This window comes from Bacillus infantis NRRL B-14911 (assembly GCF_000473245.1).
In the GTDB taxonomy this organism is placed as follows: domain Bacteria; phylum Bacillota; class Bacilli; order Bacillales; family Cytobacillaceae; genus Bacillus_AB; species Bacillus_AB infantis.
Map to the genome: position 1 here is coordinate 622,439 of NC_022524.1, position 18,188 is coordinate 640,626.

18 protein-coding genes are annotated in these 18,188 nt (G+C 47.2%); 11 read left to right on the top strand and 7 right to left on the bottom strand.

The window, feature by feature from the left end; genetic code table 11:
- The first annotated feature begins 187 nt into the window (after positions 1 to 187).
- Positions 188 to 1,675, top strand: a complete 1,488-nt coding sequence (gene hutH / locus N288_RS03385) for a histidine ammonia-lyase (RefSeq protein ID WP_009792167.1) — start codon at positions 188 to 190, stop codon at positions 1,673 to 1,675.
- A gap of 24 nt (positions 1,676 to 1,699) precedes the next feature.
- Here the strand turns inward: hutH and N288_RS25000 are convergent, their stop codons facing one another.
- The gene (locus tag N288_RS25000; RefSeq protein WP_022543366.1) at positions 1,700 to 1,858 is read right to left on the bottom strand and encodes a hypothetical protein; all 159 of its coding nucleotides are present in this window, start codon (positions 1,856 to 1,858) and stop codon (positions 1,700 to 1,702) included.
- A 191-nt stretch (positions 1,859 to 2,049) separates the two neighbouring features.
- Between N288_RS25000 and N288_RS03395 the strand changes: the two genes are divergently transcribed.
- Positions 2,050 to 2,619 carry a peroxiredoxin gene (locus tag N288_RS03395; RefSeq protein WP_224951416.1) on the top strand — a complete coding sequence of 190 codons (570 nt, stop codon included), beginning with the start codon at positions 2,050 to 2,052 and terminating at the stop codon, positions 2,617 to 2,619.
- A gap of 116 nt (positions 2,620 to 2,735) precedes the next feature.
- On the opposite strand, the gene N288_RS03400 is transcribed toward N288_RS03395, so the two are convergent.
- Entirely contained in the window at positions 2,736 to 4,568 is a 1,833-nt protein-coding gene (locus N288_RS03400; protein WP_009792163.1) for a solute:sodium symporter family transporter, read from the bottom strand.
- Between the two features lie 150 nt (positions 4,569 to 4,718).
- Here N288_RS03400 and N288_RS03405 point away from each other — a divergent pair, with 150 nt between their 5' ends.
- From N288_RS03405 to N288_RS03425, 5 genes are all read left to right on the top strand, one after another.
- Entirely contained in the window at positions 4,719 to 5,096 is a 378-nt protein-coding gene (locus N288_RS03405) for a DnaJ family domain-containing protein (RefSeq protein WP_009792162.1), read from the top strand.
- Between the two features lie 146 nt (positions 5,097 to 5,242).
- Positions 5,243 to 5,938: a DUF421 domain-containing protein gene (locus N288_RS03410; protein WP_009792161.1), complete on the top strand. Its 696-nt coding sequence runs from the start codon at positions 5,243 to 5,245 to the stop codon at positions 5,936 to 5,938.
- Positions 5,939 to 6,079: 141 nt separating this feature from the next.
- Positions 6,080 to 6,874, top strand: a complete 795-nt coding sequence (gene motA / locus N288_RS03415; RefSeq protein WP_009792160.1) for a flagellar motor stator protein MotA — start codon at positions 6,080 to 6,082, stop codon at positions 6,872 to 6,874.
- On the top strand, positions 6,867 to 7,676 hold the full coding sequence (motB, locus tag N288_RS03420) for a flagellar motor protein MotB (protein WP_009792159.1): 810 nt from the start codon (positions 6,867 to 6,869) through the stop codon (positions 7,674 to 7,676). Before motA ends, motB begins: the two co-directional genes overlap by 8 nt.
- Before the next feature lie 107 nt (positions 7,677 to 7,783).
- The gene (locus N288_RS03425; RefSeq protein ID WP_022543368.1) at positions 7,784 to 9,001 is read left to right on the top strand and encodes an MDR family MFS transporter; all 1,218 of its coding nucleotides are present in this window, start codon (positions 7,784 to 7,786) and stop codon (positions 8,999 to 9,001) included.
- 218 nt (positions 9,002 to 9,219) lie between these two features.
- On the opposite strand, the gene N288_RS03430 is transcribed toward N288_RS03425, so the two are convergent.
- The 3 genes from N288_RS03430 to N288_RS03440 form a co-directional block, all read right to left on the bottom strand.
- Positions 9,220 to 10,395 carry an IS256 family transposase gene (locus tag N288_RS03430; protein WP_022543369.1) on the bottom strand — a complete coding sequence of 392 codons (1,176 nt, stop codon included), beginning with the start codon at positions 10,393 to 10,395 and terminating at the stop codon, positions 9,220 to 9,222.
- A gap of 391 nt (positions 10,396 to 10,786) precedes the next feature.
- On the bottom strand, positions 10,787 to 11,989 hold the full coding sequence (locus N288_RS03435) for an MFS transporter (protein WP_009792154.1): 1,203 nt from the start codon (positions 11,987 to 11,989) through the stop codon (positions 10,787 to 10,789).
- 78 nt (positions 11,990 to 12,067) lie between these two features.
- Complete coding sequence (locus tag N288_RS03440; protein WP_009792153.1) at positions 12,068 to 12,487, bottom strand: MarR family winged helix-turn-helix transcriptional regulator; 420 nt, start codon at positions 12,485 to 12,487, stop codon at positions 12,068 to 12,070.
- Positions 12,488 to 12,641: 154 nt separating this feature from the next.
- On the opposite strand from N288_RS03440, the gene N288_RS03445 reads away from it, so the two are divergent.
- The 3 genes from N288_RS03445 (at position 12,642) to N288_RS03455 (ending at position 16,212) form a co-directional block, all read left to right on the top strand.
- Entirely contained in the window at positions 12,642 to 14,027 is a 1,386-nt protein-coding gene (locus N288_RS03445) for an alanine/glycine:cation symporter family protein (RefSeq protein WP_009792152.1), read from the top strand.
- Between the two features lie 158 nt (positions 14,028 to 14,185).
- A complete protein-coding gene (locus N288_RS03450) occupies positions 14,186 to 15,283 on the top strand; it encodes a carbohydrate kinase (RefSeq protein WP_009792151.1) in 1,098 nt (365 codons plus the stop codon).
- A gap of 17 nt (positions 15,284 to 15,300) precedes the next feature.
- On the top strand, positions 15,301 to 16,212 hold the full coding sequence (locus tag N288_RS03455; protein ID WP_009792150.1) for a pseudouridine-5'-phosphate glycosidase: 912 nt from the start codon (positions 15,301 to 15,303) through the stop codon (positions 16,210 to 16,212).
- Between the two features lie 109 nt (positions 16,213 to 16,321).
- Here N288_RS03455 and N288_RS03460 read toward each other — a convergent pair whose 3' ends face one another.
- Complete coding sequence (locus N288_RS03460; protein ID WP_009792149.1) at positions 16,322 to 16,942, bottom strand: class D sortase; 621 nt, start codon at positions 16,940 to 16,942, stop codon at positions 16,322 to 16,324.
- Positions 16,939 to 17,286, bottom strand: coding sequence for a helix-turn-helix domain-containing protein (locus tag N288_RS03465; RefSeq protein WP_009792148.1), 348 nt, complete (start codon positions 17,284 to 17,286; stop codon positions 16,939 to 16,941). Before N288_RS03465 ends, N288_RS03460 begins: the two co-directional genes overlap by 4 nt.
- Before the next feature lie 230 nt (positions 17,287 to 17,516).
- Between N288_RS03465 and sipW the strand changes: the two genes are divergently transcribed.
- Positions 17,517 to 18,152 carry a signal peptidase I SipW gene (sipW, locus tag N288_RS03470; RefSeq protein ID WP_009792147.1) on the top strand — a complete coding sequence of 212 codons (636 nt, stop codon included), beginning with the start codon at positions 17,517 to 17,519 and terminating at the stop codon, positions 18,150 to 18,152.
- Positions 18,153 to 18,188: the final 36 nt, after the last annotated feature.

Sequence of the window (18,188 nt, forward strand, 5' to 3'; positions counted from 1 at the left end):
AAATCTGTTGACACTATAAAAATTTTATTCATACAATGAAGAATAGAATAAATAAATCATAATGGATGATGCGCAATGAAGAGAAAAAACACATCAACTTATAATTTTCGAAAGAGGCTGCATGTCAAACCCCTGGTTTGATGGCAGCCTCTTCTTTATTTCGCTAATATGCTGAGGGGGAAAGATCATGATTGAATTGACAGGCAGCACATTGACATTGGAACAGGTAAAGGTAATTGTTTTTGAAAAAGAGCATGCGGCAGCATCAGCAGGTAGTATGGAGAGGGTGAAGGAAAGCCATGAGGCGGTCCGGAAGATTGTTGAAGAAGAAAGGGTCATTTATGGCATCAACACCGGCTTTGGGAAGTTCAGCGATGTGCTCATTAACCAGAAGGATGTAAAGGCGCTTCAGCTGAATCTGATTCGTTCCCATGCATGCGGGGTGGGGGAGCCTTTTCCGGAGTCTGTTTCAAGGGCGATGCTGCTACTGAGGGCTAATGCGCTTTTGAAAGGATTTTCAGGTGTAAGGCCGGAGCTGGTTGAAAGGCTGCTCACTTTCTTAAATGAAGAAATCCATCCTGTCATTCCGCAGCAAGGGTCACTTGGGGCGAGCGGGGATCTTGCACCATTGTCCCATCTTGCTCTTGCTCTGATCGGTGAGGGGGAGGTTTTTTATAAAGGAAAGAGGATGCCTTCATCAGAGGCCATCGAATCTGCCGGACTCCCTCCGTTCCATCTGGAGGCGAAGGAGGGGCTTGCCCTAATCAATGGCACCCAGGCGATGACGAGCATGGGGGCGGTCGCCTATCTGGAAGCCGAGCAGCTGGCTTTTCAAAGTGAGATGATCGCTGCAATGACGATGGAGGGCCTAAACGGCATCACAGACGCATTTGATGAAAGAATCCATCAGGCCCGCGGCTACCAGCAGCAGATAGATACAGCCGCTCGGATGAGGGATTATCTGGCCGGTAGCAGGCTGACGACCGTTCAAGGTGAGCTGCGTGTCCAGGATGCCTATTCTCTCCGGTGCATCCCCCAGGTTCATGGGGCAAGCTGGCAGGCGCTCGATTATGTAAAAGAAAAATTGGAGATTGAAATGAATGCGGCGACCGATAATCCGCTGATTTTTGATGAGGGGGAAAAGGTCATTTCCGGCGGGAATTTTCATGGGCAGCCGATTGCGTTTGCGATGGATTTTATGAAAATTGCTGTTGCGGAGCTGGCCAATATTTCGGAAAGAAGAATCGAGCGCCTCGTCAATCCACAGCTCAGTGACCTGCCTGCTTTCTTAAGTCCGGAGCCTGGCCTGCAGTCAGGTGCGATGATCATGCAATACAGTGCGGCCTCTCTGGTTTCGGAAAATAAGACGCTGGCACATCCGGCGAGCGTTGATTCTATTCCGTCCTCCGCCAACCAGGAGGATCATGTAAGCATGGGGACGATTGGATCCCGCCATGCGTGGCAGATCATCCAGAATGCGACCCGGGTGCTGGCGATCGAGCTGATCTGCGCGATGCAGGCAGCCGAGTTCAGGGGTGTTGAAAAAATGGCCTCTAAAACAAGAAAAATCTACGAAAAAGCAAGGGAAATCGTCCCATCCATTACAAAAGACAGGGTATTCTCAAAGGATATTGAAAATTGTGCGGCCTGGCTGAAGGAAGGAATAATGAAATAAGGGGAGGACTGCCTCCCCTTATGTTTAATCTTCTTCTTCGATCCGGTTTTTGAAGGCTTCCTGGACGACGATGAATTCTTCATCCTCAATCGCGTCCTTAGAGTGCCTTTCCACTAGCGTCCCCTCAGGGAATTTTCCGGGATGCCCTTTTCGTTTATGGTCAAAATGCTCTCCGCGTGACATAAGCAGATCGTCTCCTTTCATAGGTGGAAATCGGTTCTTTCCGTAGCTTTCCCGCCCCGGCCGCCGGATATGTGCGCAAAACTTGTTCAGCTTTTGCAGGAAGTGCATATCTATATTGATATATAGCAAATTAGAAAGGAGCGGTGCATATGCGGGAAGCGTTCCAGGCGGAGGATCTGGCCAAACAGCCCATGCCTTTTACAGCTTCAAAAGGGGATCCAGCCCCGCTGTTTACAGCGGATGCTGTGATTGACCAGGGAATCCAGAAGGTCAGCCTGCAGGATTTCCAGGGCCAGTGGGTGCTGCTGTTTTTTTACCCCAGTGATTTCACCTTTGTCTGACCGACAGAATTGGCGGCGGTCGCCGCTATTTATCCTTATGTAAAGAACATGAATGTGGAAGTCCTTGCCATCAGCACGGACAGCGTCTATTCCCACAAAGTGTTCAAAGAAACATCGCCTTCCCTGAAGCATGTGACCTTCCCGCTCCTGAGCGACCGGACCCACAGCATCAGCAAGGCATACCGCGTGCTTGATGAAAATTCAGGTGCGTCCTTCCGGGCATCTGTGTTCTTGAACCCGGAGCAGATCATCCAGGCAAAACTGATTTATCCCGGCAATATCGGCCGCAATCTCCATGAGCATGTCCGCATCCTTCAGGCCCTCCAATATGCAAAACAGACTGGCAAAGGCACACCTGCCAACTGGATGCCGGGCCAGCAGGGGATGATGAGCGACCCGAATATGATTGGGAAAATATAAATTGGAGCTGCTGGTATAGGAATGCAGCAGGGAACAGTGGTATCCAAAAAAAGAAGACCCGCCTTCCTTAAAGCGGGTCTTTCAGCTTGATATATGAACTGCGGAACGCAGGCTGCCTAGTCTTTAACCGTACTCTGCTTGGCATTCACAATCAGCGGGTTCAAGCCTGAACCTGTTCTTTTGACCTGTGTGGCGCCTTCTGTGTTCTGGCCTTCCAGATAGGAAGCATATTTTCTGTTCCAGTATTTCATGGACAGATAGATGAAGATGCCGGCAATGATCAAGATGGCAACTGTTGCTGGCCAGAAGGCTGGGGAAACGACAGCAGCTTCATAAGCAAGGCCGATTTTTGAAAAGACGATATACGTAAAAGCGACGAGCGAGAGAAGAATGATGGAAACCGGAATGACGCCCTTCCAGGGAACCATATTCACCTGGGCATCTGCACGGAAATGATAGGCAGAGGCTCTCGGCTTTATTTTTCCGATAATGATCATCATCAGGATTTCGACAGCAAACAGGATGGCATAGATATGGATAAAGTGGATCGGCACCGTATAGCCAAACAGATGGTCAGTGCCCCATACGAGCATATAATAAGCTATCACATGGAAAATGATGACTACTTTCGGTGCCAGTGCCGGGATATATTTCGAGAAAATACCGACGAGTACGATGGCGATGATCGGTATGTTGAAAAATCCAGTGAATCTTCTGATCAGGTCCCAAAGGCCGTCAGATGCGTTCATCAGCATCGGAGAGATGAATAAAGAGACAATGGCGAGAATGGTTCCGAACCATTTGCTGATGCTGATCAGCTTTTCATCACTCACATTAGGATTGATCCTTGGCTTGTAGATATCCAGTGCAAAAAGGGTGGCGGCGCTGTTCAGCAATGAATTGAAGGAGCTGAACACGGCTCCCAGCAGGACCGCAAGGAAAAATCCGGACAGATAGCCGGGCATCACATCTGAAATCAGGGTTGGGTAGGCAAGGTCGACTGATTTCAGCGAATTGCCGTAAAGATGAAAGGCGATAACGCCGGGAATCATCATGAAAACAGGGACAAGCAGCTTATAGAAGCCTGAAATCATAACACCCTTTTGGCCTTCAGCCAGGTTTTTCGCGCCTAATGTACGCTGGATGACATATTGATTAGAAGCCCAGTAGAAGAGATTGGCAAAAATCATCCCGGTAAAAATGGTGCCGAATGGAACAGAATCTTCCTTTGTCCCAATGCTGTTCAATTTTTCAGGATGCTCAGTGGCAATGGTTTTCAGGCCGCTGAAGAAATTGCCGTCACCAAGGGCGAAAAACCCAAGAACCGGGATCAGAATACCGATGATTAGAAGGCCGATCCCGTTTAATGTATCAGAAACAGCAACAGCCTTCAGTCCGCCGAAGATGGCGTAAATGGCTCCGATGATGCCGATGATCCAGATGACGAGCCAAACAGAAGATTGGTATGTAATGCCCAACAGGGACGGCACATCAAACAGCTGCAGCACAGCCAATGCCCCCGAATAAAGCATGGATGGAATAGTAACAAGGATATAGCCAAGCATGAACAGGATGACGGTGTAGCGCCTCACCCCTTCATCAAAGCGCTTGCTTAAAAATTCAGGCAGTGTCGTGAAGTTTCCGCCCAAATACTTTGGCAGCAGATAAACAGCCATGAAGATGATGGCAAAAGCAGCGGTAACTTCCCAGGCCATATTGCTCAAATTGGTCCGGTAGGCCTGTCCATTCAGGCCGATCAGCTGCTCGGCCGACAGGTTTGTCAGCAATAGCGATCCGGCGATGAAGCCCCCTGTCAGTCCCCTCCCTGCCAGGAAATATCCTGTAGAATCGCTGACTGCCCCTTTCGTTTTCACATACGAAATCCAGGCAACGATCGCCATAAAAAAGGCGCAGGATATTAAAGTGAAAGCAATTCCCCCAGTAAACATAGGTGCACTTCCTTTTCTCTTTTTTGTTCGTTTAATAACCTGAAATGGCACATTTCAAACCTTTTGCTCTAGTGGGATATAATGCCATCAGCTTTCAAATAGAGAGAAAGGCATTTTATAATAAAGGAAAGGATTGAAAGGAGGCCGCAGATGGACTTTTTTGGAATCATTTCAGAAGAACGGATCAAGAAAGGCTATAAAGAAGGCGAATTTGAAAACCTTCCCGGCTTTGGAAAACCGCTTCCGCATGATGAGCTCTCCCATGTTCCTGACGATTTGCGCATGGCTTACAGAATGATGAAAAATGCAGGCTATACAGAAGAAGACAATGCTGTGAAGCAGGAAATGGCCACCATCGAGGATCTTATAAAAAAATGCGAAGACCCTGCAGAAAAGAAAGATCTTCAGAAGCAGCTGAACCAGAAGCTGCTGAAATTCAACAGCATGATGTCTAAAAGGCGGGCAAGCACAAACTCCTCGATATTTAAAAACTATGAAGATAAAATTCATCATAAATTAGTTGATTGAAAGCTCCTGTGTCAGGGGCTTTTTTTCTTTTAAAATCACCCTGCACGAATAGCATGAGGAAATTCTCCCCTTTTTGGTTAGAATGTTTTGCCGAAATTCAGAGTTGGGAATTGACTGGAATAGAATAAAAATGGGAGGGTTGGTCCGTGTATTTATCGATTGCAATCAAGCTCCTGCTGGGACTGATATCCCTGCTGGTTATCATGCGGGTGCTGGGAAAAAAGGAGATGGCACAGGCAACTCCATTCGATTTTATTTATGCATTGGTCCTTGGAGGGATTCTTGAGGAAGGTTTGTACGACAGCAAAGTCTCTATTTTACATATTCTGTTCACCTTCGCCGTCTGGGCTGTCCTCATCTATGCGATTGAAATTCTCGTCCAGCGGAAGGATAATCTTCGGGCACCCATTAAAGGGCAGCCTGCCCTCCTTATTGAGAACGGCAATATTAATATTAAAGCGATGGATAAAAACCATATGGAACTGGAGCAGCTGCTCTCGATGCTCAGGGGCAAGGGGGTGTTTTCACTTCGTGATGTGAAGTATGCCATCCTGGAAACAGGAGGAACGCTCAGCGTCATGAAGAACGCTGATGCAGAGCCGCCGACAGCTAAAATGATGGATATAAAGCCGCCTTCCAAGGAAATTAGCATTCTGCTGATCGATGAAGGAGCCATAGAAAAGGAAAATCTTAATTTTGCAGGAAAAACCACTGATTGGCTTCTCTCGGAAATTGAAAAGCTGGGGTACGAAAGAGCAGAAGATATTTATTATGCAGAATGGAATAAAGAGGACGGTTTTTATATCAAAGGCTATGATGAAGAAAGAGAAACAGCCAAATAGTAGGTATATGGACCTGGTTATTGTGGCGATTTTATTTTAAAAGTAAAAGAATTGCAGATTAATATTAGGAATGTCCTAAATAAATGAGGGTCCCTGTCGAAATAAATAGAAATAGACATTTTATTAAGACAGGTGACGTATATGGATAAATCATCATTAATCGGGGTTATTCTGGCAATCATTGGCGTAGGGGTCGGTATGGTGCTGAAAGGGGTGCATCCTTCAGCATTGGTGAACCCGGCTGCCATCCTGATCATCATCGTTGGAACTATAGCTGCAGTTACCATCGCTTTTCCAATGAATGAGCTGAAAAAGGTGCCAAAGCTTTTCGGCATATTATTCAAAGAAAGAAAACAAATGGTGCCGGCAGAACTGATCAGAATGTTTTCAGAGTGGGCACAGCTGGCGAGGAAGGAAGGCCTTCTTGCACTGGAAGCCAAAACAAACGAGATTGAAGACCCTTTCCTGAAAAACGGCCTCTCGCTCGCAGTGGATGGTCAAAGTGCCGATTATATCAGGGATGTACTCTCTGAAGAGATCGAGTCAATGGAAGAAAGGCATCTTTCAGGAGCAGCCATTTTCACACAGGCCGGTACATATGCACCGACACTTGGTGTGCTTGGTGCGGTTGTCGGACTGATTGCCGCCCTGGGGGATATGACGAACACCGACGCCCTCGGACATGCCATCAGTGCAGCCTTTGTGGCAACCCTGCTTGGGATTTTCACTGGATACGTGCTTTGGCATCCTTTTGCCAACAAACTGAAGCGCAAATCAAAGCAGGAGTCAAAGCTGAAATATATGATGATCGAGGGGGTCCTCTCCATCCTGGAAGGAGAAGCACCGCGCGTCATCGAGCAAAAGCTGGCATCTTATCTGCCTTCAGGGGAAAGGAAGCAATTCCTCGAGGAAAGCGAAGTGAAGGCAAATGAGTAAGAGGAAGAAAAAGGAGCATCATGAGGAGCATGTTGACGAGTCCTGGCTGATTCCCTATGCTGACATCCTGACGCTCCTGCTTGCCCTTTTCATCGTCCTGTTTGCGATGAGCTCAGTGGATGCCCGGAAATTCGAGGCCCTGTCAAAGGCCTTCAATGATGCATTCAATGGCGGGACCGGCTTCTTCGACTTCCCGAGCCCGATGCCGGATGGCGCCATGCAGTCAGCCGACAAGGCCGATACCGAAAACAAAGACGAAGTAGAAAAGGCCTCTGCTGCCGGCACTTTAGAAGAAGGCCAGAACGATATGGAAGCAGAAGGCAAAATCCAGAAACTCACAGATAAGCAGGAACTCAAGGAAGTCGAAGAAAAGGTGAAAACCTATATTCAAAACAATGGCCTCACAGACAAGCTTGAGACCTCGCTGACAGATGAAGGACTGCTTGTAACGATCCGGGACAACGTCTTTTTCGCTTCCGGAAGCGCTGAAGTGAGGTCAGGCGAATTGACGATCGCCGACGAAATCGGCGAATTGCTCGTCATGGACCCGCCGCGCAATATCATCATCAGCGGCCATACAGACAATATGCCGATCAAAAACTCCGAGTTTGAATCCAACTGGGAATTAAGCGTCATGAGAGCCGTAAACTTCATGAAAATCCTGCTGCATAACAAAGACCTGGACGCCCGGGCCTTCAGTGCGAAAGGATTCGGCGAATTCCAGCCGGCCGCCTCCAATGACACAAAAGAAGGCCGTGACAAAAACAGGCGGGTTGAAATTTTAATATTGCCGAGAACATAGACCGGACCGGATGGGTTCGGTTTTTTTATATAAATTTATATAGTGTATCTGCTTTTGCTTTGATAAAATTTAGAAATCACAAAATTTACTAAAAGAAGGCTATGAAAATGAACAGACTGAAGTTATATGCTAAGCAGTTCCATCCAGTGGTATGGGTCCTTCTGGGAGGGACGGTACTGGCAAGAGGCGCTTCCTTTATGACGCTGCCCTTTCTCGCCATTTACCTTTCCAGTACAATGGACCTCCACCCGCTTTTGATCGGCCTGACCATTGGGATCAGTCCGCTGACCGGGACCATTGGCGGCTTTGTAGGCGGCTATCTTTCGGACAGATTTGGCCGAAAGCCCGTCATGCTGAGTGCCCTGATGATGTGGTGCCTCGTTTTTTACGGGTTTGCCCTGGCTGATTCACCGGCCTTATTTGTCATATTGAATGCTTTAAACGGCTTGTGCAGCTCCTTTTTTGAGCCGACCTCTCAGGCGCTTATAGCGGACCTGACAGACAAGAAATACCGGATGAAGGCCTTTTCGCTCCGCTATACCGCCATCAATGTCGGTGCATCTGCCGGCCCGCTGCTTGGCGCCTATCTGGCTGCTGTTTCCGCAGACAGCACATTTGTGATAACCGGGACGATCTATCTGCTGTATGGAATATTTCTGGCAGTATTTTTGGCCAGATATAAGATTAAAAAAACAGCAGATCCTGCCAAGAAGGGGGCGACCTTCAAGGAGTCGATCCGTGTGGTCAGACGGGACAAAGCACTGCTCTTCCTGATACTGGGAAGCATTCTGATCAATTTCGGCTATGCCCAGATTGACTCAACCCTCCCGCAATTTCTGGAAAACGAACTGGCCAATGGCATAGTTGTATACTCAAGCCTGCTTTCCATCAATGCTGTGATGGTGGTGATCCTGCAGCTGCCGATCAGCTCTTTTGCTGAAAAATCCCAGCCGCTGCAGGTGATGATGTGCGGCTCTGTCCTTCTATCGCTTGGACTGGTATGCTTCAGCTTTACAAACGGCTGGATCATTGGCATCCTGGCCATGCTCATCGTTACAATCGGGGAAATCCTGATCTTCCCTTCCAGCAGCATCATGATTGACCAGCTGGCAGACGATACGAACAGAGGAACCTACTTTGGGGCCAGCCAATTCCGGAAAATCGGCCATTTCGCAGGCCCGATCCTCGGCGGCTTCCTGCTCGGCCAGACCGGAGGGCAGATTGCCTTCTGGATGATCGCGGGGCTGTCATTGGGCAGTATCGTCTTTTACAGGATGGGGAATCTGGTGACAGTGAAGGCGGGAGTGCGGAGTGTGGAAGGGTAGGGTGTTTTGTAATGGGTGAGGTGCTGGGGGAGGAGCAGCTGGCAAAGCACGGAGTCGCAAATATATAGGGGAAACTCGCAAATAAAGTCGGAGAGTCGCAAATATAATGGTTCCGTCAAGAATTATGTGTAAGCATATGCACTTCATGAGTTATCGTTATATTTAGTTTAGGGGGGGAGTCAGGCAGCCGAGGCTGCCTGACTCCCTGACTATGCGTTTTATGACTTTGGATATCGCTCATCAAACATGTTCAATATTGTTTCATAGGCCAAGCCGAATCCACCGAGTTTCCTTCTTGCCCATCGATCATTATAATCGATAGAAGTAAGGTATATAATCTTCTCGGCTGCTTCAATATTAGGTAAGCTGTTCATTGCCTTTAACCTTTTACGCACTTCCTTGTTGGTACGCTCAATTAGGTTTGTTGTGTATATATACTTTTGGATTTCCTCAGGGTAGTGTAAAAAAGTTAGGAGGACTGGGAGGTCCTCTTCCCATGAGGCCAGTTCCCTGCTATAAGTCTTTTTCCATTTCTCCTTAATCTCTTTCAACACTTTTTCTGCTTCTTCGAATGTGCTTGAAGTGTATACTCTTTTTAAATCCAAGCTTAGCTCTGCCTGATCCTTTTTTCGTGCTTTATTCATAGTGGAACGTACCTTATGAACAACGCAGCGTTGAACATCAGCTTTTGGAAAAATGGATTTAAAGGCCTCTTCGAGACCTGGAAGTCCATCAAATACGCCAACTAAAACTTCCTGGACGCCTCTTTTACGTAAGTCCAGAAGGATCTCCTGCCAGCCGTTTGATGATTCCACTCCGCCTACATAAAATCCAAGGATTTCCCGATGGCCTTCTGGAGTGATACCTAAAACAATATAAACAGCCTCTTTGCCTACAGTATCTCTGCGGACTTTTACGAATAGCGCATCAAGGAATAAAGCACAGTAACGTTCCTTCAGAGGCCGATTCTGCCATTCAATAACGTCCTCCATAACAGCCGAAGTGATATTGGAGATTGTCCCTGGGGAATATTGTTCACCAAGCAAACTTTTCATGATCAGCCCAACCTGCCGAACACCAACTCCATGTTGATAGAGCTGGACAACGAGTTCATCTACGGCCACCATACGTCTTTTATAGGGTTCGAACATTTGGGTAGTAAAATCGCCCTTACGATCACGGGGAACTGCCAGATCCTCAATCCGGCCATAAATGGTGTCAAGAGTCCGTGAATAATACCCATTACGTGAGTTTTCTTCGCCGACAGGCTCATTTTCTAGGACATTCTTTATCTCTTCACGCAAGATATTTTCTGCTTTCTCTTTAAGGAGGTCCTGCATAGAAAGTTTAAGGATATTGGCAAAATCAAGGTCGTCTATGTTAAAATGGGGCATGGATAAAGTGCTCCTCTCCTAAGGTTATTGTGGTGATAACTCAGAGGGTACTTTGTCCTTTTTTATTTGTCTAGAAAAAGGTCTTACACATACTTTTATACACCATCAATATAATGGAAAACTCGCAAATAAGAGCCAGGGGCCGGTTTTTGCAGAGTTGCTAATAAAAGCCAGAAGTAGCTAATATACTGGAAAAGTTGCTAATAAAATGAAAAAGTTGCTAATAAAAGTGGAAACTTGCTAATAAAACGAAAAACTTGCTAATAACCGCAAAATGAGCTGCCCAATGAACGTTTAAAGCTGACCATTAGCCCAAAAACCGCAACTAAACGCCCAAATTCCATCCCCAAACACAAAAACAGGACCCTCCAGCCAAGGGTCCTGTTCAATATTACAAAGAAATATTAACTTCTGACTGCATTTCTTCTTTGGCTGCTGCTGTTTTTTTCCCATGAAGGATATAGTAGAGCCCAAGGCCGATCAGCGAGACAAGAACGAGCACCATGTATAGCTTGGCAAACCCTGTGTAGACGGCGACGATGCCGAGTACATAGGAGCCCAGGCCGATGCCGGAGTCGAACATCGTAAAGAAGGTGGAGGTGGCCAGCCCTCTTTTCGAAGGATCGGCATTTTTGATGGCAACGGTCTGCATGCTTGGCACGATGGTGCCGTAGCCCAGGCCGATCACGGCGCCGGCAAGCAGGAACAGGAAGCTGTTGTCTGCAAGGCTGAGCAGGAAAAGGCCGGCGGCAAATAAAACGATTGCCGGATAGATGACCCGGTTTTCTCCGTACATGTCAAACCAGCGGCCAGTGAACGGGCGTGAAATCAGGATGAAGGCTGCATAGACGACAAAGAAAAAGGATGCCGCCTGCATGAGTCCGAGCTCCTTGGCGTATACGGAAATGAAGGATAATACGCCTGAATAGGCAAACGCAAGCGTGCCGGCTGCAATCGAAACCGGAACGGCATTTTTTTCAAACAAGCTTGAAAATGCGAATGATGGCTGCTTTGTTTTTTCGCCGCTGTTTTCCGGGATGCTGATGATAGATGAAAGCACCAGAGCCAGAACGGCAAGCACCGTACATAAAACAAAAATCCAGCTGTATGCGGCATATTGAATGATGGTCAGCCCGGTAAAAGGCCCGATAACCATGGCAAGATTCATGAACATGGCATAATAGCCAAGTCCTTCGCCGCGCCTTTCAGCCGGGACGATATCAGCGACAATGGCACCAGTGGCCGTGGTGGCCATTCCGAAGCCCGCGCCATGCAGGAAGCGGACTGCCAAAAGCATGGGCAGGCTGTCTGCCGTAAAATAAAGTGCAGAAGCCACTGTAAAAATAACCATAGAGATCATCAGGATTTTCTTGCGGCCGATTTCGTCGATCCATTTTCCGGTAAAGGGCCGGGAAATGACGGCGGCAATCAGGAATACCGAGATGATGAGGCCGACCTGTGATTCGCTTCCTTTTAAATCATCAAGAATATAAATGGGAAGGGTCGTCAGCAATATATAAAAGCCAATAAATAAGAAAAAACTAGTAATGGAAACGCCTAAAAAGTCCTTTGTCCAAAGGGGTTGTTTCTTCATGTTTGTCCTCCTTGATGTCTTGTTTACTGAGAGTCTGTGAAGTAGTGAGAAGAAAAACGGAAGATCTTGCGGGGCTGATCAACGTCCGGAATTTTGCTTCATTTTTTGCATGACTGATATGGCAGCCATTAATTCTTCTTCAGATATATCCTCCAGCATTTTTTGTTCGTATTGTTCTACAGCGGCCAGCCAATCCGGATATTTAGTGAGGGCCGCATCCGTCAGCAGAATCTTTTTTTCCCGTTTGTCTTTCCCCTGCACCCTGCTGATCCAGCCGGATTTTTCAAGACGCAGAAGGGCTCTTGTCATGGTCGGGGCCTCAACGCTGAGATAGGTGGATAGCTCAACCTGTGTGCTGGTGCCTGTTGTTTTCAGCCTGTAGATGATCGGCCATTGTGCGGCATAAAGCCCCATGGGGGTCAGCACATCGTTCAGGCCTTTGGAGAACTGCCGAGTGCATTGATTGAAGCTGTGAAAAAAAGGATCCATTTTATTCATAAACGATCACCCGTTTCAATTAGTTGCCTAGCTAACTATAAGGTAAAAAGACATTTTTGTCCAGTCCGTTTTAAGAAACAGGTTTGAAGAGTAGCTTGAAGGGAATGGGTTAAACAGCAGCAATGTGCAATTTATCTACTAGGGGGAAATTCAATTGGACTCATTTTTAGAGCTTGTGGGAAGTATATCGGCTTGGCTGTGGGGGCCGCCGATCATTATTATCCTGGCTGGAACAGGCATATATTTAACCTTTTTATTGGGATTCTTCCAATTCAGATACCCAATTTATATTTTCAAGCAGACCTTCGGCAGCGTGTTTAAAAAGCCGAAAGGGGAGGGGACGGTCACTCCGCTGCAGGCACTGACATCTGCACTGTCTTCGACAATCGGAGCTGCAAATATCGTCGGTGTACCGGCAGCCATCATGTTCGGCGGACCGGGAGCCGTCTTTTGGATGTGGGTAATTGCTTTGATCGGCATGGCCATTAAATTTTCGGAAAGCGTTCTGGCGGTCAAGTACCGTGAGAAAAATGAGGACGGCGAATATGTCGGCGGGCCGATGTATTATATGACAAAAGGGCTCAATATGAAGTGGCTGGGCGTCTGGTTTGCCTTTGCCCTGATGATCGAGCTGATCCCGAGCATCATGGTGCAGGGAAATGCCGTTTCATCTGCTGTTTCAGAGACTTTTGAAATCAATGGACTGTGGACGGGAATTGCCGTTGCAGCAGTAGTATCATTAATTGTATTCGGCGGCATCAAGAGGATCGGGCAGGTAACCGAAATCCTGGTTCCATTTATGGCATTGATTTATGTGGGAACAGCGCTTGTGATCCTTTTTATGAACTTCAGCAAGGTTCCTGAGGTATTGGAATTAATCTTCACATACGCGTTCCAGCCGGCAGCGGCGATGGGCGGCTTTGCTGGTGCAGCCATCGGCGAGGTTATCCGCTGGGGCTTTGCAAGAGGATTATATTCCAATGAAGCAGGACTTGGGACGGCTCCGATCGCCCATGCGGCTGCACAGACGGACCATCCTGTCAGGCAGGGCTTCTGGGCGATTGTCGGCATAGTCGTCGATACACTGATTGTCTGCTCTGCGACAGCTTTTGTTGTGCTGTCTTCTGGGGTCTGGCAGAGGGAAGGGGCCATGGATGATCCATCATCCCTGACAACAGCAGCCTTCTCTCAATATTTCGGACAGACAGGCAGCCTCATTGTTACCATTTCACTCATATTCTTTGTGGTTTCAACCATCATTGTTGTCATTTTCTACGGGTCGAAGCAGGCGGAATTCCTCTTTGGCGATTTCGCCGGACAGGCCATCAAGTTTGTTTATATCGGAGCAATCGTGCTTGGGTCGGTAGGCGCCGCGCAAACAATCTGGCAGTTCCTTGACCTCGCGCTGGCCGCCATATTGTTTCCGAACATCATAGCCGTCCTTCTGCTGAGCAAGCAGGTGAAAGAGCTTAAAAATGAGTTCTTTACCTCGGAAAAATATTATTTGAAGGATATTAAAAAGAAAGATGATGCTGCTTAAAGAGGCGGGGAATTTCCCCGTCTTTTTTGTTGCACTCCCTTGTGTGGTCTGACTTCTTACCTATAAGTCAGACCTATCTTTTTACCTAAAAACCATTGCCCTTCATGTAAACAAATGTTTATAATTTAGACAAAAGTTTACGAAGGCGGTGACACGCTGTGAATGAAAAAGAACAATCCATTTTAACTTTGATAAAAGAGGACCCGTTCATTTCCCAGAATGAAATTGCAGAAAAAACCGGGTTATCACGCTCGGCCGCAGCCGGCTATATATCCTCGCTTGCCAAGCAGGGTAAAATCCTGGGAAGAGCTTATATGCTGCCGAACAAGAAAGAAGTTCTCTGCATCGGCGGGGCTAATATCGACCGGAAAATTCAGGCGATTGGCAAAATTGAAAGCGGTACCTCGAATCCGTCGGCCAGCTCGCAGTCATGCGGGGGCGTTGCCAGGAATATTGCCGAAAACCTTGGGCGCCTTGGCTGCGACGCAAGTCTTATGACGGCAGTGGGCGATGATGCTGAGGGCAGCTGGCTGCTGGGCTATACAAAGGATTTTGTCGACATTTCCCCCTCCCAGACATTGCCTAATACAGCAACAGGAACATATACAGCTGTTTTGGATCATGACGGCGAAATGACAGTCGCTTTTGCCGATATGGCCTTATACGATAGCATAGATTCAGAATTTATCGAAAAAAGATGGGGCTATATTGCCTCGGCAGAGATTGTCCTGCTCGATACCAATTTTCCGGCAGAAGTATTGAAAAAGACGATTTCCCGCTGCTATGAAGAGTCTGTTCCGCTTTGCATCACGCCGGTCTCGTCCCCAAAGGTGAAGAAGCTGCCCGAAAATCTGATGGGTGTCACATGGCTGATCGCCAATCATGACGAAGCTGAGACACTGTCCGGAATGAAGATTAATAGTGATGGAGATTTCTTTAAAGCAGCCGAGAAAATTATGAAAAAAGGCGTGGAGAAGGTCGTCATCACAAGAGGAGACAAAGGGCTGATTTTCTACACGAAGGAAGGCGAGGCAGGGGTGCTGCTTCCGCCTAAGATCAAGGTACAGGATGTGACTGGGGCAGGCGACTCGCTGGTTGCCGGAATCCTTTACGCCCACCTGAAAGGGCTTAATACAGAAAATGCCTGCAAAATCGGCATTGCCTGCAGCATGCTGACACTGCAATCAGAAGAAACCGTCAGTCCGATTTTAAATAATGTCAGACTGCAGGAAACATTTCAGCAAAATTTCAGCTAAAAAAGGAGACTCATACTATGTTAGAAAACTATCTTGAATTCTCAGAAGAAGTATTGGAAGCAAGAAAAGCAAATAAACCGGTTGTCGCATTGGAATCAACAATCATTTCCCATGGCATGCCATACCCGCAGAATATCGTGACAGCCAAAGAAGTAGAAGAAATCATCCGCCAAAATGGGGCGGTGCCTGCAACAATCGCCATCATCAATGGAAAAATAAAAATCGGCATCTCTGAGGACGAGCTCGAATTCCTCGCCCAAAGCAAGGACATTGAAAAAGCCAGCCGCCGCGACCTTCCTTATCTGATCGCCCAGGGCAAAAATGGCGCAACCACTGTTGCAGCAACCATGATCTGCGCAGAGCTTGCCGGCATTGAAGTATTCGTCACAGGCGGCATCGGCGGCGTCCACCGTGAAGCGGAAACAACCATGGATATCTCTGCTGACCTGCAGGAGCTCGCCCAGACCAATGTAGCAGTCGTCTGTGCAGGCGCCAAATCCATACTGGATATCGGTCTGACCCTTGAATACCTGGAAACACACGGCGTCCCGGTCGTCGGCTACGAAACAGACAAGCTGCCGGCATTCTACACCCGGACAAGCCCATTTGACGTCAACCACCGCGTGGATGCGCCTAAAGATGCCGCCAGCCTGATCCGCACAAAATGGGAGCTTGGCCTGAACGGCGGAGTCGTCATTGCCAATCCGATACCGGAAGGGGATGCCCTGGAAGAAAGCTTCATCACAAACGTCATCGAAACAGCGCTTCAAGAAGCGAAAGACAATCAGATTGCCGGAAAGCTGGTCACACCTTTCCTCCTAAGCAAAGTAAAAGAACTGACAGAAGGAACAAGCCTCACAGCCAACATCGCGCTAGTTAAGCATAATGCCGAAGTTGGAGCGAAGATTGCGGTTGGGCTGCAGAAATGATGGTGGAGAGCCGGTCCCGAGGTGGGGGCCGGTTTTTTTGATTGGTGCTGACATCAAGATATCAGTGCTGGTTGCACTTGTGTGTCAATTTTTCAATCGCAGAGATTCGTCAAGAGTGTGGAGCTTCAACCCTCTTTGCCGTCAAAATATACCGCTCCGGTGCACTGCCGACAAAATAAAATGGATAGCATGTTGAAAGGGTCAGTATTTCCTCCGGAGCCGTCGGCTTAATGACAGTAGTATCATCTTCATCGACAATAAAAGAGTCGATGATTTCATATGTGAAATCGCCATAGGGCATTTTCACAACCAGCTCATCCCCCATTTTTAGTTCACCTATTTTGCGGAAAACGGTATCTCTATGGCCGGAGAGAAGTATCTGATCTTTCTGCCCAGGGAATACAGTGCCAGCGTAATGCCCGACTCCTTTCTCCAGTTCTTCTTCATCGGTTCCTTCTATTATAGGAAGCTCTGCTTTTAGTGCCGGGATTTCTAAAATGCCGATAATGTCGCCTGTTTTAAAGACAGGGATGATTGGCTTCTCAGCTGGGCGTTCTTTCGAGGGCAAAGCTGCTTCTTTTATTGGAAGTGTTCCCTTTGCAGCCTCAAGGGCTTCCTCAGTTTGCTGACTTTGTTCTGCTGCTTCCTTTACAGAGAACAGCAGCAGCCCTCCGCCAGCCAGAATGAATATTATAGCTGAGTATAATAGTAATGTACCTTTAGCCTTCACTTGCCGTCATTGCCTCCATGTGTGTTTTTAAAGCGGATAAAATCAAGGTAATAGCTGAAATCCTCTTTTGTAATGCCCTGGTCGATCGCCTCCTGGACAAGGCCCAGCCATTCGGGATCAAGCTCTGTTGGCTCAATATTACTTCTCACTTTATAGTCCAGAAGCTCTTCTACCGATGTACCAAGCGTAGCTGCAAGCTTGGAGAGAACCTGAAGGGAAGGGTTTTTCTGAATATCACGTTCAATATAGCTTAAGTACGACTTAGAGACCCCTGATTTTTCAGCAAGCTCATTTATGGAAAAGCCTCTGAGAAGCCGCAAGCGTTTTATCCTCTCACCGACCATTGGAATTCCCCTCTATCTTATAATATAGACGCTCTTCCATTATAACGAACATTAAGTTCATTAAAAAATACAAAAAAGTAAGAATAATTGAGAAAGTCTGAGAAAAACCTTGAAAAACGTTCGTTAAAAAGAAAATACGGCTAAATTTGGTAATTTTCAAAGACTGGACTAATATACTATACTCATCTTGTGAGTTCGATAAAAAGAACAAAAGTGAACAGTTACTAAGAATGGGTAGATTAATAGAGAAGTTAGAGGAAGGTGAACAAAGGGTGAAATTCAACTGGAAAACCGTCAGGAAAATCATCAGCAGCATCATTACATGGCTATTATTTATCAATCTCATTTTAATGGCATTTCTCGTGATCTCGTCCAAAGCTTCCGGCGGAGAGCCCCAGGCATTTGGCTATCAAATAAAAACTGTTCTCTCCGGTTCAATGGAGCCGACCTTTATGACTGGATCAATCATCGCAGTCAAACCTCTTGAAGGCAACGATAAGAAAGAACTGAAGAAAGGCGACATCATCACTTTCATGGAAGAGGACAAGAAACTGATCACCCACAGAATTACAGATGTAACCGTCAGCGGAGAGCATGTCTTATACGAAACAAAAGGGGACAATAACAAATCCAAAGACATGGACCCGGTCCTCTCTGACAATGTCACTGCCGTCTACACCGGATATACCCTGCCGTATGCAGGTTATTTCATAGACTTCGCCAAATCGCAGAAAGGCGCCGCTATCCTATTGATCGGCCCTGGCATCCTCATGTTAGGCTATGCAGCCTTCACCATCTACCAGGCTATGAGGGAACTCGAGGCTAGAGCAAAAGGCAAAAATGACTCAAATGAAAAAACAGCTTGATCAAGGTTGAAATCTCTGTGGCAACACAGGGTTCAA

What these genes read in the sequence shown, in the direction of transcription:
- hutH (WP_009792167.1), top strand. Translation starts at nt 188, where the DNA reads ATGATTGAATTGACAGGCAGCACATTGACATTGGAACAGGTAAAGGTA.
- N288_RS25000 (WP_022543366.1), bottom strand. Translation starts at nt 1,858, where the DNA reads ATGTCACGCGGAGAGCATTTTGACCATAAACGAAAAGGGCATCCCGGA.
- N288_RS03400 (WP_009792163.1), bottom strand. Translation starts at nt 4,568, where the DNA reads ATGTTTACTGGGGGAATTGCTTTCACTTTAATATCCTGCGCCTTTTTT.
- N288_RS03405 (WP_009792162.1), top strand. Translation starts at nt 4,719, where the DNA reads ATGGACTTTTTTGGAATCATTTCAGAAGAACGGATCAAGAAAGGCTAT.
- motA (WP_009792160.1), top strand. Translation starts at nt 6,080, where the DNA reads ATGGATAAATCATCATTAATCGGGGTTATTCTGGCAATCATTGGCGTA.
- motB (WP_009792159.1), top strand. Translation starts at nt 6,867, where the DNA reads ATGAGTAAGAGGAAGAAAAAGGAGCATCATGAGGAGCATGTTGACGAG.
- N288_RS03425 (WP_022543368.1), top strand. Translation starts at nt 7,784, where the DNA reads ATGAACAGACTGAAGTTATATGCTAAGCAGTTCCATCCAGTGGTATGG.
- N288_RS03430 (WP_022543369.1), bottom strand. Translation starts at nt 10,395, where the DNA reads ATGCCCCATTTTAACATAGACGACCTTGATTTTGCCAATATCCTTAAA.
- N288_RS03435 (WP_009792154.1), bottom strand. Translation starts at nt 11,989, where the DNA reads ATGAAGAAACAACCCCTTTGGACAAAGGACTTTTTAGGCGTTTCCATT.
- N288_RS03440 (WP_009792153.1), bottom strand. Translation starts at nt 12,487, where the DNA reads ATGAATAAAATGGATCCTTTTTTTCACAGCTTCAATCAATGCACTCGG.
- N288_RS03455 (WP_009792150.1), top strand. Translation starts at nt 15,301, where the DNA reads ATGTTAGAAAACTATCTTGAATTCTCAGAAGAAGTATTGGAAGCAAGA.
- N288_RS03465 (WP_009792148.1), bottom strand. Translation starts at nt 17,286, where the DNA reads ATGGTCGGTGAGAGGATAAAACGCTTGCGGCTTCTCAGAGGCTTTTCC.
- sipW (WP_009792147.1), top strand. Translation starts at nt 17,517, where the DNA reads ATGGGTAGATTAATAGAGAAGTTAGAGGAAGGTGAACAAAGGGTGAAA.